This is a genomic window from Nocardia sp. BMG51109, from assembly GCF_000526215.1.
Classification (GTDB): Bacteria; Actinomycetota; Actinomycetes; order Mycobacteriales; family Mycobacteriaceae; genus Nocardia.
Genome location: NZ_JAFQ01000004.1, coordinates 2,088,062 through 2,113,042 on the forward strand (window position 1 = coordinate 2,088,062; position 24,981 = coordinate 2,113,042).

19 protein-coding genes are annotated in these 24,981 nt (G+C 68.9%); 2 read left to right on the forward strand and 17 right to left on the reverse strand.

The features are described 5' to 3' along the window. Positions 1-107: 107 nt before the first annotated feature. The 8 genes from fadD32 to D892_RS0110965 all read right to left on the reverse strand — a co-directional run bounded on the left by fadD32 (position 108) and on the right by D892_RS0110965 (position 10,870). Positions 108-2,030 (reverse strand): long-chain-fatty-acid--AMP ligase FadD32, encoded by a 1,923-nt coding sequence (gene fadD32 / locus D892_RS0110930; protein WP_024801272.1) that lies wholly within the window; start codon positions 2,028-2,030, stop codon positions 108-110. Between the two features lie 257 nt (positions 2,031-2,287). Beyond that, entirely contained in the window at positions 2,288-3,325 is a 1,038-nt protein-coding gene (locus D892_RS0110935; RefSeq protein ID WP_024801273.1) for an LLM class F420-dependent oxidoreductase, read from the reverse strand. A gap of 141 nt (positions 3,326-3,466) precedes the next feature. Continuing rightward, on the reverse strand, positions 3,467-4,459 hold the full coding sequence (locus D892_RS0110940; protein ID WP_024801274.1) for a cutinase family protein: 993 nt from the start codon (positions 4,457-4,459) through the stop codon (positions 3,467-3,469). Further along, a complete protein-coding gene (locus tag D892_RS0110945; protein ID WP_024801275.1) occupies positions 4,456-4,974 on the reverse strand; it encodes a DUF732 domain-containing protein in 519 nt (172 codons plus the stop codon). Before D892_RS0110945 ends, D892_RS0110940 begins: the two co-directional genes overlap by 4 nt. A gap of 124 nt (positions 4,975-5,098) precedes the next feature. After that, positions 5,099-6,961, reverse strand: a complete 1,863-nt coding sequence (locus tag D892_RS0110950; RefSeq protein ID WP_084161023.1) for an alpha/beta hydrolase-fold protein — start codon at positions 6,959-6,961, stop codon at positions 5,099-5,101. A 323-nt stretch (positions 6,962-7,284) separates the two neighbouring features. Continuing rightward, positions 7,285-8,346 (reverse strand): alpha/beta hydrolase family protein, encoded by a 1,062-nt coding sequence (locus D892_RS0110955; protein ID WP_024801277.1) that lies wholly within the window; start codon positions 8,344-8,346, stop codon positions 7,285-7,287. A 267-nt stretch (positions 8,347-8,613) separates the two neighbouring features. Next, entirely contained in the window at positions 8,614-9,603 is a 990-nt protein-coding gene (locus D892_RS0110960; protein ID WP_024801278.1) for an alpha/beta hydrolase family protein, read from the reverse strand. A gap of 187 nt (positions 9,604-9,790) precedes the next feature. Then, positions 9,791-10,870, reverse strand: coding sequence for an alpha/beta hydrolase family protein (locus D892_RS0110965; RefSeq protein ID WP_024801279.1), 1,080 nt, complete (start codon positions 10,868-10,870; stop codon positions 9,791-9,793). On the opposite strand from D892_RS0110965, the gene D892_RS47680 reads away from it, so the two are divergent. Then, entirely contained in the window at positions 10,797-11,057 is a 261-nt protein-coding gene (locus tag D892_RS47680; protein WP_198037213.1) for a hypothetical protein, read from the forward strand. The genes D892_RS0110965 and D892_RS47680 overlap by 74 nt on opposite strands. A gap of 159 nt (positions 11,058-11,216) precedes the next feature. On the opposite strand, the gene D892_RS0110970 is transcribed toward D892_RS47680, so the two are convergent. From D892_RS0110970 to D892_RS40915, 9 genes are all read right to left on the reverse strand, one after another. Further along, complete coding sequence (locus D892_RS0110970; protein WP_024801280.1) at positions 11,217-12,233, reverse strand: alpha/beta hydrolase family protein; 1,017 nt, start codon at positions 12,231-12,233, stop codon at positions 11,217-11,219. A gap of 249 nt (positions 12,234-12,482) precedes the next feature. Continuing rightward, complete coding sequence (gene zomB / locus D892_RS0110975; protein ID WP_036568623.1) at positions 12,483-14,390, reverse strand: flagellar motor control protein ZomB; 1,908 nt, start codon at positions 14,388-14,390, stop codon at positions 12,483-12,485. Positions 14,391-14,439: 49 nt separating this feature from the next. Continuing rightward, positions 14,440-15,372, reverse strand: coding sequence for a decaprenyl-phosphate phosphoribosyltransferase (locus D892_RS0110980; RefSeq protein ID WP_024801282.1), 933 nt, complete (start codon positions 15,370-15,372; stop codon positions 14,440-14,442). A gap of 1 nt (position 15,373) precedes the next feature. Continuing rightward, positions 15,374-15,925: a phosphatase PAP2 family protein gene (locus tag D892_RS0110985; RefSeq protein WP_036568625.1), complete on the reverse strand. Its 552-nt coding sequence runs from the start codon at positions 15,923-15,925 to the stop codon at positions 15,374-15,376. Between the two features lie 44 nt (positions 15,926-15,969). Further along, on the reverse strand, positions 15,970-17,943 hold the full coding sequence (locus tag D892_RS0110990) for a glycosyltransferase (protein WP_036568628.1): 1,974 nt from the start codon (positions 17,941-17,943) through the stop codon (positions 15,970-15,972). A 79-nt stretch (positions 17,944-18,022) separates the two neighbouring features. Next, positions 18,023-19,222: a UDP-galactopyranose mutase gene (gene glf / locus D892_RS0110995; RefSeq protein ID WP_024801285.1), complete on the reverse strand. Its 1,200-nt coding sequence runs from the start codon at positions 19,220-19,222 to the stop codon at positions 18,023-18,025. 66 nt (positions 19,223-19,288) lie between these two features. Continuing rightward, positions 19,289-19,834 (reverse strand): hypothetical protein, encoded by a 546-nt coding sequence (locus D892_RS0111000; protein WP_024801286.1) that lies wholly within the window; start codon positions 19,832-19,834, stop codon positions 19,289-19,291. 85 nt (positions 19,835-19,919) lie between these two features. Next, the gene (locus tag D892_RS47685; RefSeq protein WP_024801287.1) at positions 19,920-20,456 is read right to left on the reverse strand and encodes a hypothetical protein; all 537 of its coding nucleotides are present in this window, start codon (positions 20,454-20,456) and stop codon (positions 19,920-19,922) included. A 519-nt stretch (positions 20,457-20,975) separates the two neighbouring features. Beyond that, positions 20,976-22,538 (reverse strand): SpoIID/LytB domain-containing protein, encoded by a 1,563-nt coding sequence (locus tag D892_RS40915; protein WP_084161497.1) that lies wholly within the window; start codon positions 22,536-22,538, stop codon positions 20,976-20,978. Between the two features lie 219 nt (positions 22,539-22,757). On the opposite strand from D892_RS40915, the gene D892_RS0111015 reads away from it, so the two are divergent. Further along, a complete protein-coding gene (locus D892_RS0111015; RefSeq protein ID WP_051499043.1) occupies positions 22,758-24,965 on the forward strand; it encodes an N-acetylmuramoyl-L-alanine amidase in 2,208 nt (735 codons plus the stop codon). Positions 24,966-24,981: the final 16 nt, after the last annotated feature.

Here is a 24,981-nt window from a genome sequence, read left to right on the forward strand (position 1 = left end):
ACCTGGGTACGAGTGTCGGGTGGGCAGAGATTGACAGCCAGTATCGCAAGGCCGCCCGGCGCCGCGGCGAGCGCCGCGACCCGGGCGACGGGAGTGGGCTGTATCGGTCACTCTTCGTCGGGTGCGTCGGGGAATGCCTGCTGCGTATGACCGCCCCGCAGCGTGCCTTCCAGATACGCGGCCCGGCAGGCGCGCCGCGCGATCTTGCCGCTGGAGGTCCGCGGAATCGACCCCGCCGGCACCAGCAGCACATCGCGCACGGTGACGCCGTGCCGCTGCGAGAGGGCCCCGCGCACCGCGTCGGCGATCGGCTGCGGATCGGCCTTGTGCGCGCCCGGACCACGCTCGGCGACGATCACCAGCTGCTCGGCGGCATTGTCGGCGTCGTACTTCAGTCCCGCACGACTGTCCGCCTCGAACACCTCGGCCGGAAGCTGGTTGGCGGGAACCGAGAACGCCGCCACGAACCCGGGGCGCAGCTGCTTGCTCGCCTCCTGCGCGGAGTACTCCAGATCCTGCGGGTAGTGGTTGCGGCCGTCGACGATCACCAGATCCTTCACGCGGCCGGTGATGTACAGCTCGCCGTCGATGTACACGCCGTAGTCACCGGTCCGCATCCAGATCGCGTCCGCGTCGGTGCCCTCGGCATGACTGCCCTCCGGCAGGCGGTTGGCCAGGACGTTCTTGAAGGTCTTGTGCGTCTCATCGTCGCGACCCCAGTAGCCGATGCCGATGTTGTCGCCGTGCAACCAGACCTCGCCGATCGTGCCCTCGGGCTGCTCGACCGGGCCCGACGGATCGTCTATCGACTCCGGGTCGACGATGGTCGCCCACTGCGACAGCGCCACGTAGCCGCAGCTGACCTGGGCGATGGCATTGGGCGCCTCGTGCTCGACCTTGACGATCCGGCCGGCGTTCAGCGCGTCGCGATCGACGTAGACGACCTTGGCCTCGTCCTCGGCCCGGGTCGCCGAGACGAACAGGGTGGCCTCGGCCATGCCGTAGCAGGGCTTGATGGCGGTCTTGGGCAGCCCGTAGGGAGCGAACGCCTCGTTGAACTTCTTCATCGAGGCGGTGGTCACCGGCTCGCTGCCGTTGATCAGCCCGATCACATTGGACAGGTCCAGCGTCTCGCCGTTGCGGGGCAGGCCGCGCGCGGCCGCGTGCTCGAACGCGAAATTCGGTGCGGCGGCGAAGGTTCCGGCGCCATCGGAGACCGCGGCCAGCTCCTTGATCCAGCGGGCCGGGCGCCGGACGAAGGCGCTGGGCGACATGATCGTGATGAACTTGCCGCCGATCGCGGGCAGGATCACGCACAGCAGGCCCATGTCGTGGAACAGCGGCAGCCAGGTGACGCCGCGGGAGTTCCAGTCCAGATTGATCGCGTTGATCATCTGCAGCAGGTTGGTGCCCACCGCGCGGTGTGTAATTTCCACACCGGCCGGAGTGCGCGTCGATCCCGAGGTGTACTGCAGGTACGCGATATCGTCCACGCTGATGTCGGGATATGTCCAGGACTCGCCCATCGAATCGGGCACCGCGTCGACGGCGATGACGCGCGGGCGCTGCGCGGCGGGCAGCGGCCGGAAGAACTGGCGCACCCCGGCGGCGGAGGAGCTCGCCGTCAGGATGGCCGCCGGTCGGCAGTCGCCGAGCACCGCGTGCAGCCGGTCGGTGTGGCCGGGTTCCTCGGGATCGAACAGGGGGACCGCGATGGTGCCGGCATAGATCGCGGCGAAGAAGGACACCACGTAGTCCAGGCCCTGCGGCGCGAGGATCGCCACCCGATCGCCCGGCTTGGTCACCTGTTGCAGGCGAGCGGCCACCGCGCGCAGCCGAATGCCGAATTCCTGCCAGGTCAGGTCCTGGTACTCGCCGTCGCGCTCACGGGAGTAGTCGATGTAGCGGTAAGCAAGCGTGTTCGCGTCGTTGCGGGTGTGCTTCTCGACGTAATCGACCAGGGTCCGTCCCGCGGGAATTCTGATGTTCCCGGATTCGTCCAGGTAGTCGTCGAAAGTCTCGTCCGTCATTCCTTCTCCTCCGAGGCACACGCAGCACGGCGTCCACGGCCGCTGATACCTGTGAGGCCCCGACTCTCTTACGCCCGCGGCCGCTCTGGTGGTGCGAGAGCATGCCTGCAGCTTTTCAACGGTCTGCGCGGTGACCGCCTATCGGCTAGATGTACTCAAACCAGGGACATGTTACAGAGCAGGCCCAGAAGCAGTCTCCGGAGCGAGCGAACATGGCACTGTCTCGATGGCGGCCTCTGCGCCCGTCTCAACGGCCACTACGCCTCCCGCAGCAAGGGGATCACGGGCGCGAAGGCATCCATCTGTGTCGGAAACACTCCGACATATGACATCGAGGTGAGTTTCCGCACGTTACGAATCTGCTCGGCTATCTCCTCGAATGTGCCGATCGCCACATAGGGCGATGCGAGAATGTCCTCGACCGAGAGTTGCACGTCCACTTCGAGATCGGGATGCAGTCCCTTCTCGATCGCGGACAGCGCCATCTCCGCGGTGCGTTCTCGATCGTCGGTGATCACCACGGCGGTGATCGTCCAGTTCAGCTCGATGTCGGCGAACCGATCACCGGCCGCCTGCTTGATCAGGTTCACCTTGTCGACCGTCTTGTCGAGGGTGATTCCCGACAGCAGACCCTTGCCGTTCTTGGTGGTCTGCGGGACCACCGAGATGATGTCGGCGTGCTTGGCCGCCAGTCGCAGCATCTTCGGGCCGCCACCGCCGGTGACCAGCGGCGGGCGCGGGCCCTGCCGCGGCCGCGGAGTTCCCTTGATACCGCTCACGCGGTAGTGCTTGCCCTCGAAGTGACATTCCTGACCGCGCAGCAGCACGTCCAGGATCGTCAGCGTCTCGTCCAGCTTCTCCAGCCGCACGCCGGGCGACTCGTAGGGGATGCCGGCGGCCTCGAACTCACCCTTGATCCAGCCCGCGCCCACACCCAGCTCCAGCCGGCCCTTGGACAGCACGTCGATGGTGGCGGCGTCCTTGGCCAGCACCACCGGATGCCGGAAACCGTTGGCCAGCACCGACGTACCGATCCGGATCCGCTCGGTGGCCACGGCCAGCGCCCCCAGCGCCGCGATCGGCCCGACCTGCGGGCCGAGATGATCGGGCACCGCGAACGAGTCGTAGCCGTACTCCTCGGCCTGTTGCGCCAGCTTGACGAACTTGCGTGCCCCGCCCTCCTGCTGATTCCCCTCGCCGGCGGCCGCGAACCGGAACCGGCGCGGCGGTGTGCCCAGCGCGGTCGGCTCCGCGGTCTCCGGGGCACGATTCGCCGTGGAGGCGGCTTGTGTCATTGAACTCTTTGCTCCTGGTGTCCGAATGGCTGCGACGCCGGGCCGATCCGAGAGGAAGCGGCTCCGGCGTCGCGATCATCGCAGGACTTTACAGCCTGCCGAGGGGTACTCGCGGCCCTCGGGGTGCACCCCTGTTAACAGTCACGAATGTGGCGGGCGCGGGGCGTGGTCGATGAGCTCCGCGGCCCAATTCGCCGTCCACTGGGTGGCCGTTGTGCCGTTCTCGTCGACCTGGAACGTGTTGTAGAGGGCGTGCACCGGATTCCCGACGGCCCGCACCAGGCTCAGCACGCTCGGGATGATGTTGAACGGGTTCAGCGCCTGCTTCGGGGCATCGCAGATCATGTCGCCCGGGGCGCAGATCGTGTTGGTCCGGTCGGCCAGATCACCGAAGCCCGACCGCGGCCCGGTCATCGTGATACCCGGCACGTTGAGCCCCTTCAGCGCGACCTCGGCGCCCACGCCCTGCGGGCTGGGCCCGATCTGGGTCGCCTGGCCCGGCCCGAAGTCACGCCGGCCGTCGGCGATCAGCGTCACGCCCAGCACCTTGTCGGCCGGCACCGGCCCCTTGCCCGCGCCGATATCGGCCGCGATATCGCCGCCGATCACCGCGCCCTGCGAGAAACCGGCAATCACATAGCTGGTCAGCGGGCAGCGCTTGGCCATCGAGGAGAGCGCGTCCGTCGCCCGCTTCGTACCCTCCGACCGGCTGTTGTTGTAGGACTCCTGGCCGTCCGGCGGTATCGCGACCGGATTGGAGAACTGCGCGACGTACGGGACGGTGTAGACGTCGACCCGGCTTTCCGGGAACTGCTCCCGGACCGGATTGCCGACATTGAGCATCAGCGAGACCGGGTTGGCGGTCGGATTGTGCGGGTCGTCGGTGCTGCTCGATTCCCAGGTGCCGGGAATCGACAGTAACTGAACATCCGGGCAGTCGGCCGGCTGCGAGGTCGGCGGGCCGGGCTTGGGCGGCTTGGGCTCGGGCAGGCGCAACAGCCCGGCCAGCAGGTACCACAGCAGCACCACCACGAGGATCAGCACGACGATGCCCAGCAGGAACAGCAGGCAGCCGCGGCCCCGGCCGCGCTTGCGGCCGGGCGCTCCCGGATAACCCGAACGCCGTGCGCTCACTGGTTGCAGTAGCCCTGGTTCGCGACGTCCACGTAGATCCGCCCGGCCTGCTCGACCGGCATCTTGTTCGGATCGAACGCCGGATCGGACCCGGCCATCGCGTTCACGTAGGTCGTCACCTGATCAGCGGGCAGCCCCGACTGCTTGCTCTGACAGACGAAGCCCGCCGTGGTCACCGCGATGTCGGGGGTCGGATTCAACCCGCGCTGCTTCAGCTGCTCGATCAGCGCCTGATCCTTGGCCGACAGCTGGCCGGAGGCGTTCTCGGGCGTCGGCTGCACCGGCGCCGGGCGCTCGGGCGCCTCTTCGGTCGTGGGCGCCGGCTCACTGCTCTCCTCCGGGGGAATCTGCACCACCGACGGGATGGTGGGCCCGGGGGCGGCGGACGTGGCCGAGGTCTTCAGCGTGGGCGTGCTCGACGCGGTCGAATCGTTGTCTCCGCAGGCGGCGAGCAGGCCGACGGCGGCGGCCATCGACACCACCACGCCGGTTACCTTTCCACGGGTCCGAAGCATGAATTCGTTTCCTCGATCTGTTCAACAGGGCAACGGGTCGTCGTCCAAGATAATCGCAAGCGCGGGAATCGGGGCGAGCGCGGGAGGAACCAGGGACAAACCTCAGCCAACTCTCATGCCACCGCTAAATACCGTGAATCTCCGGCTTACCGTCCCGGACCACCATGAATCCGGTCTGGAAGTTCTGCTGGACGCCGCCCGGAACCGGGAACTCGTCGCTGATCGGATAGCCGAGCCGGCCGTTCTCGAAGCCCTGCCGGCCCCACGCCTCCATGATCAGACCGTTGCGCACGGCCCAGGCCCCCGACAGCGGGCTCCAGTAGATGGCGCCGCCCTCGAACGCGGTGAACCGGCCGGCATCCTTCAGCGGCAGCTCTTCGGCGATCGGGAAACCCATCGGCCCGTTCTCGAATCCCAGCTGCGCGTACTTGCCGAGAACAAGCCCCTGCACGCGATGTGCGCCCGTGGCCCCGCTGAAGTACATCGGGGCGTTCTCGAAGCCCTGCACCACGCCGTCGCGGTTCGGTGTCTTCAGCTCCGGTGCGGTGGGGTAGCCGGCCGGGCCGTGCTCGAAGCCCTGCGCACCCCACTCCTGCAGGATCGCGCCGCGCACCAGCTGGGCGCCGGTCTGCGGGGTCCAGTACATCGAGCCGTCCCGGAAGGACTGGAACCGGCCGCGGCCGTCGGGCAGCGGCTGCTCGTCGGAGGTCGGCAGGCCGAGCGGGCCGCCGGGGCCGGCGGTGGCCTGATAGGTGCCGCCGATGAAGCCCGCCACCGGATGGGCCCCGTCGGCGGCCGACCAGAACACCCGCCCGCCCTTGAAGTCCTGCGCCGTACCGCCGTTCACCTGGTATTCCGGCGTGACGCAGGCGCCCAGCCACGGGTTCGCCTGTGCCACACCGGCGATCGCCCCGTCGGTGCGGCATTCGGTCGCGGTGTTGTCGACGCCGAGCGCGGACGCCGCCTGCGGCCAGGACTGCCGCATCTCGAAATCCCAGTACGGCCAGGTGTGCGTGCCGGAGGCTCGGTAGTTCACCTGCACCGGGATCGACAGGTCTTCCAGCTTGGCGATGAAGTTCTGGCTGGTCAGCCGGGACAGGATCTCGAGTCCCATGCCGGCGTAGTTGGTGCTGATCGCGGGGATGTCGCTCGGGTTGTCGTAGGCGCCGCTGGTGCCGCTGCCGGCCGCGACGTACAGGCTGACGCCCTTCAGCTTGTCCGCCAGCTCGTACGGATCGTGCGCGGCCCACTGCGGATCGCCCGGCGGGCCCCACATGGCATTGGCGTCGAAGCCGCCGGCATCGCGCATGGCGAACATGATGGCCTGCGGCATGCCGAGCGTGGTGGTGGTGAGGAAGCCGGAGTACGAGGCCGCGTGCTTCACCCAGCCCGGATTGCGGCCGGCCAGGAACATCGCGGCCGTCCCGCCCATCGAAAGGCCCTCCACGCCACGCACGTTCGTGGCCCGCCACTGGCCCTCCAGCAGCGGCGGCAGCTCCTTGGTGAGGAACGTCTCCCACTTGTAGTTCTGGCCGTTGTTCGGCTGCGCCCAGTCGGAGTAGAAGCTGGACTGGCCGCCGATCGGCAGCACCACGGTCACGTTCTTGTCGGCGAAGAAGTCGACCGCGCCGGCGTCCTTGGTCCAACCGCTCTCGTCGTCGGTGGCGCGCAATCCGTCGAGCATGTACAGCAGCGGAAACCGCGCGTCCGGCCGGATGTTCCAGTCCCGGGCCAGCAGCAGTTGCACCTGCACCGGGGTACCCATCGAGGGCGAATCGATCCACAGCGCGACCCGCCGGTCGCTCAGCCACACCGCCTTCTGCACGTGGGCTCCGGCCGCGGCGGCCGGGGCCACCTCGGGCTGGGCGGTGGCTGTCGCGGTGGAAAATGCGGTGGAAAATCCCGCGGCGAGCGGCAATACGATGGCGGCGGCCAGCGCCCGCAGCCGCCCGCGACACCGTCGCCTGTTGTTTGCCACACCTGCCACAGAAGTGTTCTACCTCGCCAAGGGGAGGTAACTGCGCAAGACGCGCGGGAACCTGTCAACTTACCCGGTCGGGTATCGATCGAAACCGTACGAATCGCCGCAAAGTCGGCGCCGCTCCCGAATCACCGGGTCGGTTCGCCCTCTCCGCGCACCCGGCCCGCACATTCGCATGTGGCCCGGCACCGCATCGGCGGCGCGCCACAGCGCACGCGGCATGCTCGGACGAACCTCGGCGGCGGACCCCCGGGAAGACGGGTGCCCGTAAACGACTGGGGCGCCGCGTGATCACTCACGCGGCGCCCCAGTGGGTGTGCTGTGTCGGGTTATCCGGCGTTCAGCGCGGCGAGGATGCCCGGGCGGGCCTTCGCCAGCTCGTCCTGCCAGTACTGCCACTTGTGCGTTCCCTGGTTCGGGAAGTCGTAGGTGGCCGGGATACCGAGCGAGTTCAGCCGGGACTGGAAGGAGCGCGTGCTCACCATCGAGATCGCCTCCAGCGCCATGGCGTTGCCGGTGTTGAACAGGCCGACCGGGGAGGTGTTGTTGTCCGCCGGGCCGGGCAGGCCGTTACCGCAGGAGATGAACATCGGCAGGCCGCGCAGCTGGGGCGCGAACACCATCGGATCCTGCCGCAGCCACTGCGGGCTCCACGGCGCCGCCATCGAGTCCACGTTGAACTTGCCGGCGTCGAGCATCATGACGCGGATGGCCTCGCGCATGCCCGGCGCGTTCCAGTTCAGCGGGCCGGAGAACGCGGCGGCGTACTTGAACTGATCGCGGTGGAAGGCGGCCAGCCGCAGGGCGGCCGGACCACTCATCGACAGACCGCCGACGGCCCAGTTGTCGCGCGCGACGCCGTAATTGGCGAGGAAGGCGGGGAGCTCGTCGGTGAGGAAGGTCTCCCACTTGTAGGTGAACTTCTGGCCGTTGGTGTTGCTCGGCGTCGCCCAGTCGGCGTACCAGCTGGACTGGCCGCCGACCGGCATCACGAGGGTGACGTCGTCGTTGCCGAACTGCTCCTGCGCGTTGGTCTCGAAGGACCAGGCGTTGCGATCCTCGCGGGCGCGCAGGCCGTCGAGCATGAGCATCGCGGCGTTACCGCCGTTGCGCGCCCACTGCACCTGCACCTTGACCGGGCCCATGCTCGACGGAACCATCAGTTCCTCTTGGCCGCCGGGCGGGGTGCGGTGCACCGGGGCCGCCACCGGATTCGCCTGCGCGACCGTCGGAGCTGCCACGGCCGCGGCGATCGGGAGAGCCAGGGCCGCGGCACCCACCGCGAGAAGTCGTGCGCGCCAACCGAGCCGAGCATTTCGCCGTCCTGGCTGGACTGCCCCCGACGCGAGCGCCGAATCGGACGCCGGCGCGGCGGATCTGCCGAAACGCATGGATCTTGCTCTCTTTCTGCTGCTGTAGCCTGCTGTTGTAGCTTCACTCCCGCCTCGGTCCCGACCGCCGAGGCGAGGCGGCGCGCCTACGAACTGGTCACACTTGCGCTCGCTGGACGATATTCGACCGTCCAACCGTTAGCAAGATGGGACGAACCGCGTGACCGAAATCCGCCCGTGCACCTTTTGTGATGGTGCGGAGACTTTATCGCGTCCGGCCGGTGATTGTCGCGCGATACGAAAACCGCACGGCGATCCCCGGTTTCGCTAACCGAGGTTGGCGCTCAGATCCGGCAGCATCTTGTAGACCTGGTCGGTCCAGTAATGCCAGAAGTGCACCCCGACCGGCGGATAGTCGAACACCGCGTTGGCCGCGCCGAGACGGGCCTGGAACGCATGGGTGTTCGCGAGCGCGATGGTCTCCAGCCCCTCGGCATTGGTCAGGTGGTAGGCGTCGATCGGGCTGCGCACGGCATCGCGCGGCCCGGGCAGGCCGTTGCCCGCGGAAATCCACAGCCGAGTGCCGTTCTGGCGCAACAGCGGTGCGGACACCGTCGGATCGTTGCGGGCCCACCGCGGATCCCACGGCGGGCCCCACATCGCGTCGATATTGAAGCCTCCGGCATCCAGCATTGCCACCCGCAGCGACTCGCGCATGCCCGGCCCCGACGGGTTCAGATATCCGGAATAGGAAGCCGCGTAGCGGAATTGGTCGGGGTGGTAGGTCGCCAGGGTGAGCGCGGCGCCGCCGCCCATGGACAGGCCGAATATGCCGTTGCCGACCGGGCTGAAGCCCAGTTGGTCCCGCAGCGCGTCACGCAGCTCGCGGGTCAGGAACGTCTCCCACGCGTACGGGGTCTGCTGGCCGTTGGTATTGCTCGGCGCCGCCCAGTCGCTGTAGAAGCTGGACTGCCCGCCGACCGGCATCACCACATTGATATTCCACTGCGTCAGCACCCGCGAGATATCGGTGTCGATCTCCCAGCCGGACAGGTCGTTTCGCGCCCGCAATCCGTCGAGCGCGTACACCACCCGCTGGGTGTTGCCGTCGGCGGCGCGGAAGACCCGGGTCTTCATCCGGCCCATGCCGGAGTCGACCCAGAAGTCGATGCCGCCCGGATCGAACGACGCCGCCGCCGGACCGGCCGGGCCGGCCACCGTCACCGCGGCCGGAATCACCACCGCCAGTGCCATTCCCGCCAGCGCACGGCCGAGGCGGCGATTCCGCCACCGGCGCCCACTCCGCCCAGACCGCATCGACCCGACCTTTCGTCCGCGCGGTCAGCGTTGACCGCAACCCGAGATACCTGACGATCGACACCCGCGCCGAAGGCCTCCGATGGCGAAGGAGGGGTTCCGGCGTTATTCCTCGGAGTCCTCTATAGGCAGGTATTCGGGACCGACCTCGGGTGAAACGCCCGTCGAGACCGAATCGTGACCGGCGTCAGCCGATATTGGCGGAGAGGTCCGGGATCATCCGGTACGCCTCGTCCTGCCAGTTGAACCAGTCGTGCACGCCGACCGCCGGGAACGAATAGACCGCGTTCTGCGCGCCCAGCGACATCATCCGGACCTGGAAGGCACGGGTATTGGCCAGCGCCAGCGTTTCCAGCGGAGCACCCCGGATGATGTGGTCGGCGGCGGCTCCCGGCGGCAGGCCCAGATCCTGCGGCGACGGGACGCCGCTGCCCGCGGCGATCCACACGCGGGTGTTGTTGGCCACCAAACGCGGTGCGAACACGAACGGATCCATCCGCAGCCACTGCGGGCCCCACGGCGGCGCCATCGAATCGACGTTGTAGCCGCCGGCATCGATCATCGCCGCCCGGATCGCCTCCCGCATACCGGGTGCGGAGTTGTTGAGGTAGCCGGAGAAGGAACCGGCGAAGCTGAACTGCTCCGGGTGGTAGGCGGCCAGCGTCAGCGCCGCGCTGCCGCCCATGGACAGGCCGAAGACGCCGTTGCGGTCGGCCCGGAAGCCGAGCCGGTCGCGCAGCGCATCGTGCAGCTGCACGGTGAGGAAGGTCTCCCAGTCGTAGCGGTAGCTCTTACCCGGCCCGTCCAGGAATGTCTCGGTCGCACCCGAACCGGTGGAGGATCCGGCCCCGGTCGGCCCGGCGCCGAAGAACGAACTCGGCGCGTTCCAGTCGGCGTAGAAGCTGGACTGGCCGCCCACCGGCATCACGACGTTGATGTTCCAGTCGGTCAGGACCTGGGAGACGTTGGTCTCGATCTCCCAGCCGCTGATCGTCGGTGTCGCCCGCATGCCGTCGAGAACGTAGACGACGCGATCGGTGTTGCCGTCCTTGGCACGGAAGACCCGCGACTTGATCGGACCCATCACCGGCGAATCCACCCAGAAGTCGAAGCCCGCCGGATCCAAGGCCGCCGATGCGGTCGCGCCGCTGCCCGCCACGGACACCCCCAGGGGAAGCAGCATCGCCAGTGTCATGCCCAGCACCGATCGCCTCAGCCACGAACCACCTGAACCGACGGGCTTCGGCTTCCTGCGCGCAAATCGCATCGAGTTCGACCTTTCCCTCGAGGACCGAGCGCGCACATTCCCTCACCGCGCGTCCCCTGTCCTCACCTTCGGACAACACAGACAAAACCGTCGGCACGCCGAGCGCGCCGTTGTACTGCTGGTACTGCGTTACGAATCGAGTATCGGCGATCCGGTGTTGCAACAAAGTGATTCAACTCGGAAATGAGCCAAACAGTGACCTGAGACACAGAATAGCCCTGCAGCGGTTCGAACGGAGCCCACCGACCGTGGTTCAGCAAATATCTGGCACAGGGAAAAGACGGTATGGGAAAGACGAAGCCCCACGACGGACGGTGCCGTCGTGGGGCCTCGGGACGATCCGGGATCAGCCGATATTGGCCGACAGATCCGGAAGCATCCGGTAGACCTCGGTCTCCCAGTAGCGCCAGTTGTGCACGCCGACGCTCGGGAAGTCGTAGGTGACGTTGCCGGCGCCCAGCGACATCATCCGCACCTGGAACGCGCGAGTGTTGGCCAGCGCCAGCGCCTCCAGGCCCATCCCGTTGAGCGTGTTGAAGTTCGGGCCGTCGGTCGGGCCGGGCAGGCCGCTACCCGCGGAGATCCACAGCCGGGTGTTGTTGGCCTTCAGCCGCGGCGCGAACACGAACGGATCCATCCGCAGCCACTGCGGGCCCCACGGCGGCGCCATCGAATCGATGTTGTAGCCACCCGCGTCGATCATCGCCACGCGCAGCGCCTCCCTCATACCAGGCGCGGACACGTTGAGATAACCGGAGTAGGAGCCGGCGTAGCTGAACTGCTCGGGGTGGTAGGCGGCCAGCGTCAGCGCCGCGCTGCCACCCATGGACAGGCCGAAGACGCCATTGCGGGTGGTGCTGAAGCCCATTCGATCGCGCAGCGCGTTGCGCAGGTCGCGGGTCAGGAAGGTCTCCCACTCGTAGCGGTAGCTCTTGCCCGGGCCGTCGGCCAGCACCTGGGTCGCGCCGGAGCCCGAGGCGGATCCGGAGGACGACCCGGAGATCGGCGGCAGGCCGAGGAACGAGCTCGGCGAATTCCAGTCCGCGTAGAAGCTGGACTGACCGCTGACCGGCATGACCACGTTGATATTGGCCTTGGTCAGCTCGGCGGCGACGTTCGTGTCGTTTTCCCAGCCGCTGATGTTCTGTTGGGCACGCATACCGTCGAGTGCGTAGACCACCCGGCTGGTGTTGCCGTCGGCGGCCCGGAACACCCGGCTCTTGATGGGGCCCATGGTCGGTGAGTCGACCCAGAAGTCGATCGCCGCCGGGTCGAAGGCGGCGTTCGCGGTCCCGGCTCCTGCCACCGACACCCCGAACGGCAGCAACGTCGCCACGGCGACACCCAGGACCGATCGCTTCATCCAACCGGCCCGGCGCGAGCCTCGCTGCGGCGACGGTCTCCAACGTCTTCCCTGCGCCCAGCGCACAGTCACGGCTCGCATACTCTGTTCGGCCTTTCCCTTGCGCGGCCGGCCCGGCCGCTTACCTTCTGCGGATAGCCCGTCGCAACGCATGCCGGCACGCGTCCCCGACGGACGTACTCATGGGAGCCTATCGCTTCGGCGCCACTCCGGCGTTACCGAATTGAGACAGAGTGGCATAAACCCCACTCAGTTCGGCGCGGGATCGGGAACCGGATCGACCAGATGGCAGCGCTGGATCTCGTACTCGGGCACCCGTTCGAGGCGGTACTTCGCGAAGTCCAGGGACTGAACGATGTTGTGCTTGAACCGCGCTCGGGTGAGCGGGGCGCGATAGGACGCCAGCAGATCCTGGGTGGCCGGGCAGCTCAGCGCCGTGCGGGCCTGCATCACCCACTTCTCGTCCATGAACGGCGGCATCCACGGATGCTTGTCCACCATGCCGGTATCGATGAGCACCCAGTCCGGGTAGAGATTCTTGTCGTGGCCGATGCGACCGTCGACGAGCCGATCGGTGTGCGCGGCCAGCGGATACGCCAGGCCCTCCTGATCGATCACGCGCACGTTCAACGGCGCGTTCATGCTCGTCATGCCCAGGTTCAGGAAGTAGACGGTATGCCCGACGCCGCCGTCCGGTATCGGCAGCGGCGGCGGTGCGACGTACCACATCATGAACGACGGTGAGTTGATGATCAGCCCGCCGTCCGGGGTGTTGTCGATGGCCTGCACCATCGCGCGCATGCGCGGGTAGTCCAGATAGTCCTCGGCCCGGATCGGATGATCGTGGCCGCTGTTGAGCACGTAATAGATTCGCTCGTCGACGATGCCGGAGGCGCTGAGCTGGCTGCCGGAGGTGTTGGCCACGGTGCCGGCGACGAGCCCCGCCCAGATCATCGTGCCCGCCCAGGCCACCAGCGGCAGTGCGAACGACGGCCGCGCCCACCGGACCCGGCCGGCGACCCGGTCGGGCAGCCGCACGGGCAGCACCGCGACCGGCAGCAGCAGAATGAACAACTGCGGCAGCAGCATTCGGCCGTGCATGAAGTCGCCGCCGACCCGGAGGTTGAACGCCACCAGCAGCAGCGCGCCGACGAGCATCAGCGCCACCACCGCGCCGGGGGTACGCAGGCGGCGCTGCCACCGCGGCAGCCGGCTCGCGGCCTCCCCCTCGGCCATTGCGGGCTGCGAGCGGCGCGAGCGCACGATCCCCAGCGCGAACACCGCCAACACCACCAGCGGCACCCAGAGGAAATACGGGCCGAGCAGATCCCACAGATAGACGAAGCCCTGCCCCCACTTGGCGCCGCTCGCCTCCTTGGCCACCGCGGTATTCGGATAGGGCAGGCCGTAGTAGCCCATCCGCCAGATCTGGTAGCAGACCGGTACCGCGCCGCCGACCGCGACCAGCAGCGCCCGGATGCCGATCGGCCGCAGCCGCCGCATCGACGGCATCGGGGCGAAGAAGACCAGCAGCAGCACCAGGCCGCCGAGTACGACCATCTCCGGGCGCACCAGCCACGACAGCCCGGCCCAGAACACCAGCCCGAGATAGCTTGCCGGGCCCGGGTTCTCGGCCCGGCTCCAGCGGATCAGCAGATACCACAGCACGCCCAGCCAGAAGATGACCAGGCAGTTCTCCAGGCCCGAGGTGGCGTAGTCGCGCGCCGGCGGCACCGCGACGTAGACCAGGGCACCGGCCGGCAACAGCAGCTGGGTGGCCGAGGCGCCGCCCCACAGCCGGGCCGAACCCAGCATGGCGAACACGACGGCCAGCAGTGACAGCACCAGCGCCACGGCGAGCACCACGTACTCGAGCCGGGCCTGGGTGATCCAGCTGAAGAACCAGACGATGTAGGTCCAGGCGGCGCTGGTGTTGGTCTCCACCCGCTCGCCCACGTTGAACACCGGCCCGTTGCCGGCCAGCAGGTTGCGCACCGTGCGCAACACGATCAGGCCGTCGTCGGCTATCCAGCGCCGTTGCCAGGCGCCGGCCGCGAACAGGACCACGGTGAGTACCACCCCACCGGCGAGGGTAGCCCGGGACAACTGCACGAAGCGGGAGGCGCCCGCCTCCCGCTCCTGCTCGCCGACCGCCAGCGTGCTGGTCGGCGGACCGTCTTCGCGCTCTTCTCCCGCTACCCTCGCGTCAGGCGAGATAGACAGCGACACCTATCGCTCCGATCCAGGCGATGGCCAGGAGTTGCAAAATGCGATCCCCCAGCGCAATCTCTTCGGGTTCACCGGCCTCGCCACCGTCGACGTCGACCGCGTAACGCAGGATTGCGATGGTAAACGGGATCATCGAGATCGCGTACCACTGGGTGTCCTTGTACTGCTGTTGCTGGAATGCCCACAGGCCGTAGAACACCACCACCGCGGTGGCCGCCAGGGTCCAGATGAAGCGCAGGTAGGTGGGCGTGTAGTACTGCAGCGACTTGCGGATCTTGGCGCCGGTGTCGAGCGCGATCCGCAGCTCGGCGTACCGCTTGCCCGCCGCCATGAACAGCGACCCGAAGGCCATGACCAGCAGGAACCACTGTGACAGCACGATATTCGCCGCCGCGCCGCCGGCGACCGCACGCAGCAGGAAGCCCGACGACACGATGCAGATGTCGAGCACGGCCTGGTGCTTGAGGCCGAAGCAGTAGGCGAGCTGGATGGCGATGTAGACCGCCGTCACCACGGCCAGCTGCCAGGCGGCCACGAACGACACCGCGATCGAACCGACCAGGAGCACGAGCGACAGCGCGTAGGCGAGATTGACGGGAACGACCCCCGCCGCGATCGGCCGGTAGCGCTTGGTCGGATGGGCCCGGTCGGCCTCCACGTCCATCGCGTCGTTGACCAGGTAGATACTCGAGGCCGCCAGGCAGAACGCGACGAAGGCGATGGCGACCTTGCCGAGCACCGCCGCGCTGGAGATGGCCTCGGCGCCGGCCGCCGCCGGAGCCGCCAGCACCAGAATGTTCTTCACCCACTGGCGCGGGCGCACGGCCTTGACGAGTCCGCCGACCAGGGTCTTCGGCGGCCCCTTGATGACGGCCTCGTCCAGGTCGACGCTGGTCGGCTCTTCACTCATGTCAACGAGAGTTCTTTCCTGTGCGGTCACGGCTGGTTCTCTTTTCGGCGGCGAGCACGGCTGCTGCGGACGCGGCGCCCAGCGCGGACCCGGCGAGCACATCCGAGGGGTAGTGCACCCCGAGCACGATCCGGGACAACAGCATCGGCGGCACGAGCGCCGCAGGCCAGGGTAGCCCGGTGAGTCTGCCGAGCAATACCGCCGCTGCCGTCGTGGACGTCGCATGGGACGACGGGAAGCTCAGCTTGCTCGGTGTCGACACGTTGACCTGCACCGATGGGTCGTGCGGCCGGGGGCGGCGGACGACGCGCTTGATGATCACCGACGCCGCGTGGGCACCGAAGGCGCCGACGGCGACGCCGGCCCATTGCCGCCGGCGCGGCTTGTCCAGCAGCGCGCCCACGGCGCCGATGCCCACCCAGCCGAGCGAATGCTCGCCGAAATGCGACATGCCGCGGGCGGCCTTGACGACCGCCGGATTGCGGCCGATGGTCCCCTGAACGACGTTGATGATCTTGACTTCCGCGGGCGAGGCCGCCGCGGGCTCGGGCACGACGCGCAGGTGGGGCGCGTCGGCCGGCCCGGATGCCGGCGCTGTCACTGGTCTCCTGCTCCCGTCCGGCCGATTCCGAAGGCGTTCTCCCAGGCCGCGGTGCTGGTCAACCGCGGATGCGCGGCACGATACTGCTCTCGCATCGACGGGAAGCGGGCGGCCAGTTCGCGGCGCAACCGCATCGCCTCCTTGAACAGCCCCCACGCCTGCCGCGGATCGCGCTTGCGGTAGACCACGCCGCGGCCGTCCGCGGTGGTCACCGTGACGCCGTCGACCTGCGAGAGCAGGTACCAGCGGGCGTCCAGGGTGGGCACGTTCAGCTGCGGCCGGTCGTGATGTTCGGACCTGGCCGGGCGCAGGTTGTGCAGCACGCCCTTGGCCAGCCGGACGATCTTGGCGATCGGATTGCCCGGTTCGCCCACCGCGCCCACATCCGCGCCGCTGGGCAGCGGCAGTTCGGTGGAGGAGGGCACGGTCACCGCGTCCGGGAAATCCTTGCGCATCTGCGCCACGCTGCCCAGCGCGGTGGGCAGCAGCTGGAACAGCCGATCCGGACCGGCCAGGTAGTCGCGGATCGCCTGGTTCTGGATGGCGACCGTCGAATACTCCAGGCAGAGCAGGTGTTTCAGGGTCGCCTTGATCGTGTTGAGGACCATCGGGCGGCCGTCGTTGGGCAGGTGCAACGACGCGACCACCAGGCGGTTGCGCAGGTGGAAGTAGGCCTGCCAGTCGATGGCGTCGTCCTTGTCGCTCCAGGCCATATGCCACACCGCGGCGCCGGGCAGCGTGACGGTCGGGTAGCCGGCGGCGCGGGCGCGCAGGCCGTACTCGACGTCGTCCCACTTCAGGAACAGCGGCAGCGGCTGGCCGAGCTGCTCGGCCACCACCCGCGGGATCACGCAGGTCCACCAGCCGTTGAAGTCGACGTCGATGCGCCGGTGCAGCAGCTTGGAGTTGTCCCGGTCGCGCAGCGGGTATTTCGAGAAGTCGTGGTCGTACTCGACGTTCGGGGCCGCGGTCCACATCCAGGTGGCGCGGTCGACGACCTCGCCCATGGTGTGCAGGTGCGAGCGCTCCTGCAGGTTGAGCATCTGGCCGCCGACCAGCGTCGGCGTGCGGGTGAACCGGGCGAACGCCAGCGCGCGCAGGATGCAGTCGGGCTCGATCTCGATATCGTCGTCCATGTAGACGATGTACTGGGCGTCGGTGGTCTTCAGCGCCTCGTACATGACCCGGCTGTAGCCGCCGGAACCGCCCAGATTGGGCTGGTCGTGGATGGACAGCCGGTCGCCGAGCACGGCCGCGGCCTCGGCGAACCCGGGCTCGTCGACGGCCTTGCGGGTGCCCTGATCCGGGATGATGACGGCCTTGATCTTCTCCAGCACCAACGGATCCGAGCCCAGCGCCGCCAGGGTGTTCACGCAGTCGGTGGGCCGGTTGAACGTCGGCATGCCGACCGCGATACTGCCCTCGCCCGGCGCCTCGACGGGCGCGAACCAGCCGCCGCTGCGCAGCTCGACCTGCGAGTCGGAGGTGATGTCGAACCAGATCCAGCCGCCGTCCTCGAACGGCCCCAGGTCCACCTCGAACTCGACCGAGATTCCGGCCGAAAGCGCGCCGGAATGACGGGAGTCGCCGGCCGTCGTCCCGGCATGCTCTCGGCCGGGATCCACAACGCCGCTGAATTCCCGCCCCTGCACGTGAATTCGCGATCCGTCGGCCTTGGACCGGTAGACGTCCACGCGGCCGTGGCCGGACAGCTCCAGCCGCAGCACCACCGACTTCAGGACCGTCCAGCGCCGCCAGTAACTGGCCGGCACCGCGTTGAAGTAGGTGCAGAACGACACCTCGGACTCGGCGCCGACCGACAGCGAGGTGCGCGTGGGCGCGTGGGCGCGACGGGCATTGGTGGGCGACTCCTCCAGGTAGAGGGTGCGCACGTCCAGCGGCTCACCCGGCCGCGGCAGGATGATGCGCTGCAGCAGGGATTTCGCGCGGGTGTCGGTGGTTGTCGTCATCTCTTCCAGCGTCGTCGTCATCGGTGTACCGCCGCCTCCGGCTCGATGCCCGCGGACCGGGCCTCGCGTCGGGTGCTCATCAGCCCTCCTCGTCCACCAGCGCCGCACCGGATTCCAGGTGCGGTCGCAGTACGTTGTCGAACATGCTCAGCGCGCTGCCGATCGCCATGTGCATGTCCAGATACTGGTAGGTACCCAGACGCCCGCCGAAAAGCACCTTCGCCGAGGCGGTTTCGTTCTTGGCGCGCTCCCGGTAGGCGAGCAGCTTCTCGCGGTCGGCCGGGGTGTTGATCGGGTAGTACGGCTCGTCGCCGGACTGCGCGAAACGCGAGAACTCGCGCTGGATCACGGTCTTGTCGTCCGGGTACCAGTCCCGCTCCGGGTGGAAGTGCCGCGGCTCGATGATGCGCGTGTAGGGCGCGTCCTCGTCGTTGTAGTTCATCACCGACGTGCCCTGGAAGTCGCCGGTTTCCAGCACCTCGGTCTCGAAATCGATGGTGCGCCAGCCCAGCTCGCCCTCGGCGTAGTCGAAGTAGCGGTCCAGCGGGCCGGTGTAGACGACCGGCGCGTCCGGGCTCTGGGCGCGGATCTCCTCGCGCACCTCGAACCAGTCGGTGTCCAGCCGGACCTCGATCAGCTCGGATTCGGCCATCCGCGCCAGCCAGGCGGTGTAACCGTCCCTCGGCAGGCCCTCGTAGGTGTCGTTGAAGTAGCGGTTGTCGAAGGTGTAGCGCACCGGCAGCCGGGTGATGGTGCCGGCCGGGAGGTTCTTCGGATCGGTCTGCCACTGCTTGGCGTTGTAACCGCGGATGAACGCCTCGTAGAGCGGCCGGCCGATCAGCGAGATCGCCTTCTCCTCGAGGTTGCTCGCATCCTTGGTGTCGATCTCCGCGGACTCCTTCGCGATCAGCGCGCGGGCCTCGGCGGGGCTGAAGTAGCGGCCGTAGAACTGCGAGATCAGGCCCAGCCCCATCGGGAACTGGTAGGCCTGCCCCTTGTGCATGGCGAACACTCGGTGCTGATAGCCGGTGAACTCGGTGAACTGGTTGACGTACTCCCAGACCCGCTGGTTCGACGTATGGAATAAGTGAGCCCCGTACTTGTGTACCTCGATACCGGTTTCCGGATCGGCCTCCGAGTACGCGTTGCCGCCGAGGTGGTAGCGGCGCTCGACCACCAGCACCCGCTTGCCGAGCAGGTTGGCGGCACGTTCGGCAATGGTCAGCCCGTAGAATCCGGAGCCGACGACGATGAGATCGAAGGGGGTTGCGACGGTCACGGGTGCCCAGCGTAGCCGCCCCCTCTCCCGGCGTCTTCAGGCCGTGCGGCGCATCCTGTGCGGCAGCTACGAGTAGTACGGATACTGCGGCCATGCCGGAGGCCGCCCGGCGCCGCGGGCGGCTATCCAGCGGGCGGTGGGGCTCGCTACCGCAAGGCAGAGAATGAGCAGTTCGATCGCGTACGCGATCGCCAGCATCACGACCACGGCCAGGAGATCGGACCTCTTCCACCCGTCGCCGACCATCGCCGACACCAGCATCGCCACGGTGAAGGCCACGATGGCGAGAGTCGTCGCCGCGATGACGAGAATTCTCCCCATCCGCCGGCGGCACAGCAGCAGGACGGATCCGACCAGGAACATCAGCGTGATACCGATCAGCGCGACCAGCGCCGCGATCTCGGCCGGCAGGCTACCGGCACCGCGCTGCGCGTCCTGGATCGTGGACACCGTCGCACCCACCGAGGCCAGCGCGAGCAGCCCACCGTGTAGCAGGGCCAGGATGCCCGCCGTGATCGCCGTTCCCCCACCGGGTTTCGAAGGCCCGTAGCCATAGCCCGGTTGCCCGTAGCCCGGCTGCCCATAATTCGGTGGCCCGTACGGATATGCCACTGCCCGCCCCTGTCTGCTCGATCCTGGTCGATATCGGAACTCGGTAGTCCGGAACTCGGTCGTTCGGAACTCAGTAGTACGGAACTCAGTAGTACGGGTACGGCGGCAGGTTGCCCTCCTCGCACCAGCGCTTGGTGGAGCCGACCAGGGTCAGGGTGAGCATGAGCAGCGCCACGAGCACGCCGACGATCCCCGGAACGGCGGTGGCGGGGACGGGAGACGCCAGCCCGGCGACGGTACCGGCCAGGCCGCCGAGCAGGCCGATGCTCGACAGAATGATGAGGATGATCCGGCCCGCGTTCTTCCGATTCATCAACATGATGCCGCCGAGCAGCCACACAAACGCGATGAGCCCCTCGACGCCGGTGACCGCGTAGAGGAGGCCGAGATCATCGGTATCCGCATGCGCGGCCAGGCTCACGGAGGTGATGATCCCGAACACCGCGACCAGGCAGAGCAGGACGGCGAGAATGCCGGCGGTGATCGCCGCCCCGCCGCTCGCCCGCTGCATCGGATAACCCGGCTGGGGATAGCCGGGGTAGCCGTAGACCGGATAGCCGGCTTGGGGATAGCCCGGATAACCGTGCGGCGGATATTCCGGTTGGCCGTACGGGTAACTCATGGGTACTCCCCCTGTTTGTCGCTCGGCCGCGCACTCTACCGTGCGCCGATCGGTCTCACCGCGCTCGACCGACGACGTGCCCGGACCCACCGATCTCCGTGGCGCGCTTGCGCTTTGTTCGCGGTGCGCCGTCCGGCCCCGCTCCGGGTCCTCCCGATCCGGCAATGCGAGTGCCCCGCACGTCCGCCGGGCTGTGGGGTGTCCCGGCGTCGAATCGTGCCGAATCCTGGTCACCGCGGCCGGTTTTCGGGCGCGAATCTTCCTTCCGGCGGAGGGCGCCGACCGTCCGCGGTGCCGCTCCCGCTGCGAAATGCGTGCCGACGCGGGCTATCTCACGGCGGCACCGGACGGATTCCGAATCGGCACGGGACCACGTACCGAGTCCGGTAACTCATTCCGAGCACGACGGATCGGGTCGGCAACGCTCGATGGGCTCTCATCGCCGACGGTGCCGTGGACATCGCAGGAACAGTGCCGTGGATATCGAAACCTGGCGGGTATACACCGTGGTCCGCACGCTCAGCCGGTTGCGGGCGGTGCCGATTCCGTGGGCAGTTCCTGTCCGGACGGGACGGGGGTCGCCGCGGACGGCTGCCCGGACCATGGCTCGGCGGGTTCCGGAGCGGTGGGTCCCGGGGCAGTGGGCTCCGTCGGGCCCGTCGTGGGAGGTTGTGACGGCTGAGTGGTCGGGGACTCCGGTGGGGTGGTGGCGCGCGGGGTCGGTACGGCCGCGGTGTTGGGCGCGGCCGTGCCACCGCCCGGCAGCGCCGTGCCGCCGGGCACCGCGCCGGTGCGGGCGCCGGGTGCCGTTTCCGGTGCGACCTGGAGCAGCGTGCCGAAGTCGACGACCCGGGCGCCCAGCGTCGGGGTGGCGATGATGACGCCGTTGCCGAACATCCGGTACGTGCCGCCCCGGCCCGGCAGCCACGACTCCGGGCCGAGCGCCTCGCCCAGCGGTCCCGCGGGTCCGCCGGTTTCGGCATACTTCGCGTCGATGACGCTGGTGCCGCGCACCTGCTGCTGCGCGCTGTCGGGCGGCGGCGCAGGAACATCGGGCGGCACCGCCGCGGCACCACCGGGCGGCACCGCCGTGGAGGGCGCCAGTTCGTCCGGGCTCGGGCCGACCTCGAGGGTGCCGATGTCGATGGGTTGCCCGCCGTTCGGCGCCGCCGAGTACTCGGTGCGCAGGATCCGGCCGTCCCGCAGCAGTACCCGGCCGGATGTCGCCCGCACGGCCGCGGTGGACCGGGGGTCCTCCTTCTCGGTGCCGGGATAGGCCTGGCAGTCGGTGGTGTCGCAGGTCTGGGCGTAGGGGTAGCGGTGCTCGGCCAGCGCGTAGGAACGTGCCGTGATCGCCTGTGCGCGCAGCGCCTCGGCGCCGCCCCGGTCGGCCCAGTCGGCCTGCATCTCGGCGGGCACCACGCCCAGCAGGTAATCGTCGACATCGACCTGATCGACGGTGCGGGCCTCCCCGTTCTCCAGGGTGACGCCCAGCGTGCCCCGGTAGGTGCCGCCGCCGCACACCTTCAGATGTTCGGCCGGCGGGCGGTCGGTTCCGGCGGCGACCGGATACGCCCACGGGTCGTCGGTGGCGCCCTGCCAGAGCACGTCGCCGGCGCACCCGTTCGTGATCACGACGTCCGCACCGCCGTCGGGCGTCGGCGTCAGGTGGGCGACCTGGCCGGGGACGACACGCCGTCCGGCGACGGTCAGCCCGGCGTCGGAGAAGACATCGAGGGTCTCGTTGTCGTCGACCGTCAGCCGCACCCGCACCTCGGTGGGCCCGATCGCTCCCGCGACCGCCCCCGGGTAGTAGTGGGCGAGGATGCCGTCGGCGGCGACTCCCGCGGTGGCCTGATCGAAGGCCCCGACCTGGCTCATACCGCGACCGTGGCCGACACCGGCCAGCGGGCGGTACGAGTCGATGCGCGACCCCTCCGGCCAGGTCAGGCACACCACGACGGTGCCGCCGGTCAGCGCCGCCACGGCCAGGCCCGCCACCGCGGCGCGGCGCCGGTGGCGACGCCGCTCGAGCTCGCCCCGCCGCGCCACCACGGCCCGCCGTCTTCTCGTGCTTGTCATGTGCACTCCCACGGGTTTCGCGGGCGACGCACCGGTGACATTTCCGCTCGGCATGTCCTGCCCGCTGTCCGGCTATCCGAAAGCTACATTCGGGTTATCTTCCCTAATCCTCAACCAAAGGTTTAGATTTGTGACGATTGGGACTAGTGTGACCATTGTTCCGTCAGGAATCAACCCTCGTTCGGGCACTGACGGCCGGTGGTTCTACCTGAATGGGAGATGCTCGTGCCGTACCGCAGACCGAAACGCCCGTATATCCTCCCGGTTGTCACGACTCTCGCGGTCACCGCGCCACTCGCGGCCCTCGTTCTGCGCGACACGCCCGAGTACCATTCGACCACCGAGAGCGATCTGACGGCTATCCCCGCGCAACTGGCCGAGGTGGGACTCGCCTCCGCCCCCGACGTCGTTCTGCCCCTGCGCGAACTGACCGGCCTCGAACTGCCCGATCTGCACCTGTCCGACCTGCGCAAGCTGCCGCTGCCCCGGGCACTGCCCGTACCGCCCGGCCTCCCGACGCCGCCGGGCGTGCGACTACCCAGCGAGATCCCGCTGCCCCAGTTCGATCGCCCGACCGCCGGCCCGCCGACGCCGACCGCCGGCGGCGCGCCCGGATTCATCAACGCTCCCCTCGACGAGACCGTTCCGGCCGATGCGACCGCGCCGGCCACACCCGCACCCACCTCCGACGCGCCAGCTCCCGCCGACACTGCCGACGCGCCCGCCCCCGCCGACACTGCCGACCCGGCCCTCGTCCCGGGTTCCGACCCCGCGGCCCCCGCCCTCTCGCCCGGCGCCGTCGCACCCGAACTGGCCGACCAGGTCGGCGCGGAGGTCAAGGAACTCACCCGCGAGACCCCGTTCAGCATGGTGGCGTTCACCGCGAAGGAACTCGGCGACACCACCGCCCTGGTCCGGGCGCGCACGCCGGACGGCAGCTGGGGGCCGTGGTTCTCCACCGAACGGGTCGACACGCGTGCCGACGACCACGCCGCCGCCGGCGTGACCGGCACCGAACCGGTCTACGTCGGGAATACCAATTCCGTCCAGGTGCTGACGACCCGCAAGGACGCCGCCGCGCCGATTCCCGGGCGCTCCGACGACCCGGCCCAGATGGCCGCCTCGGCCCTGTCCGCGGTGCTCATCGACCCGGGCCGCGGCGCGGTGGACGAGAACCTGTCCAGGGTGGCCGCGGCGGCGCCCGGCGGCGGGCCCAAGGTGATCACCCGCGCCCAGTGGGGCGCCGACGAATCGATCCGCTGCGAGGAACCGCACTACGACGACGGCCTCGGCGGTATCACCGTGCACCACACCGCCGGTCGCAACGACTACTCGAAGGCCGAGTCGGCAGGCATCGTCCGTGCCGTCTACGCCTACCACGCCAAGACGCTGGGCTGGTGCGACATCGGGTACAACGCCCTGGTCGACAAGTACGGGCAGATCTTCGAGGGCCGCTACGGCGGGCTGGACCGGCCGGTGCAGGGCGCGCACGCGGGCGGGTTCAACGAGAACACCTCGGGCGTCGCGATGATGGGCGACTTCGAATCCGAGCCGCCCACCGACGCCGCGATCCAGGCGACCGGCCAGTTCATCGGCTGGCGCGCCAGGGCCGGAAACCTGGACCCGTCGGCCGAGACCACGATGTATTCCGAGGGCACCGAGTTCACGCCGTACGCGCAGGGCGAGGCGGTGCAGCTGCCGACCGTGTTCGCGCACCGCGACGTCGGCAACACCACCTGCCCGGGCGACGCCGCGTACGCGCTGATGGATCGCATCCGCGAGATCGCCGCGAGCACCGCCGGGACGCCGAACACCCGGGCGGGTGCGGGCGGCACCCGGACGGGCAACGGTGCGCCGGGAACCCCACGCCCCCAGACCGACCTCGCGGCCCTGGCCGATCAGACGAGCCGGTTGATGCAACGGGTCGGCGACAACGTCATCGCCCAGTACTGGGCCGGACAGGGCGGCGCGGACGGGCATCTCGGCGCCGCCGCCTCCGAACCGCAACCCACCAAGGGCGGTGGGCAGTACGCCAAGTTCGCCAACGGCTACGTGTACGCGGCGCCGGACGGCAACGTGGTCGAGGTGGTCGGCCACATCCTGGACCGCTTCCTCCAGCTGGGCGCCGAATCCGGCCTGCTGGGCCTGCCGCTGCGCACCGCCTACCCGGTTCCGGACGGCCTGCGCGCCGACTTCGAGTACGGTTCCCTGCTCCTGAACCAGGTCTCGGGCCTCGTCACCACCCTGCTGCAGAACTACAGCAATGCCGATCCGCAGAACCCGGTCACCGCACCGGCACCGAGCCACCCGACCGTCCCGGACCCCGTCGCGGAACCGGCACCCGCCGAGAACCCCGCCCCCGTGACGGACCCGGTCCCGCCGGTCGAGCAGGCGCCTGCCGACCGGCCCGCCCCGGCAACTCCGTAACGACGGTCCCGCACAG

Bases quoted from the DNA above. Each gene is read 5' to 3' on its own strand.
- D892_RS47685 (WP_024801287.1), bottom strand. From the start codon at position 20,456: ATGAGTTACCCGTACGGCCAACCGGAATATCCGCCGCACGGTTATCCG.
- D892_RS0110935 (WP_024801273.1), bottom strand. From the start codon at position 3,325: ATGACACAAGCCGCCTCCACGGCGAATCGTGCCCCGGAGACCGCGGAG.
- D892_RS0110970 (WP_024801280.1), bottom strand. From the start codon at position 12,233: ATGAAGCGATCGGTCCTGGGTGTCGCCGTGGCGACGTTGCTGCCGTTC.
- D892_RS0110960 (WP_024801278.1), bottom strand. From the start codon at position 9,603: ATGCGGTCTGGGCGGAGTGGGCGCCGGTGGCGGAATCGCCGCCTCGGC.
- D892_RS0110965 (WP_024801279.1), bottom strand. From the start codon at position 10,870: ATGCGATTTGCGCGCAGGAAGCCGAAGCCCGTCGGTTCAGGTGGTTCG.
- D892_RS40915 (WP_084161497.1), bottom strand. From the start codon at position 22,538: ATGACAAGCACGAGAAGACGGCGGGCCGTGGTGGCGCGGCGGGGCGAG.
- D892_RS0110955 (WP_024801277.1), bottom strand. From the start codon at position 8,346: ATGCGTTTCGGCAGATCCGCCGCGCCGGCGTCCGATTCGGCGCTCGCG.
- fadD32 (WP_024801272.1), bottom strand. From the start codon at position 2,030: ATGACGGACGAGACTTTCGACGACTACCTGGACGAATCCGGGAACATC.
- D892_RS0110980 (WP_024801282.1), bottom strand. From the start codon at position 15,372: ATGAGTGAAGAGCCGACCAGCGTCGACCTGGACGAGGCCGTCATCAAG.
- D892_RS0110990 (WP_036568628.1), bottom strand. From the start codon at position 17,943: ATGACGACAACCACCGACACCCGCGCGAAATCCCTGCTGCAGCGCATC.
- D892_RS47680 (WP_198037213.1), top strand. From the start codon at position 10,797: ATGCCCAGCACCGATCGCCTCAGCCACGAACCACCTGAACCGACGGGC.
- D892_RS0111015 (WP_051499043.1), top strand. From the start codon at position 22,758: ATGCTCGTGCCGTACCGCAGACCGAAACGCCCGTATATCCTCCCGGTT.
- D892_RS0110945 (WP_024801275.1), bottom strand. From the start codon at position 4,974: ATGCTTCGGACCCGTGGAAAGGTAACCGGCGTGGTGGTGTCGATGGCC.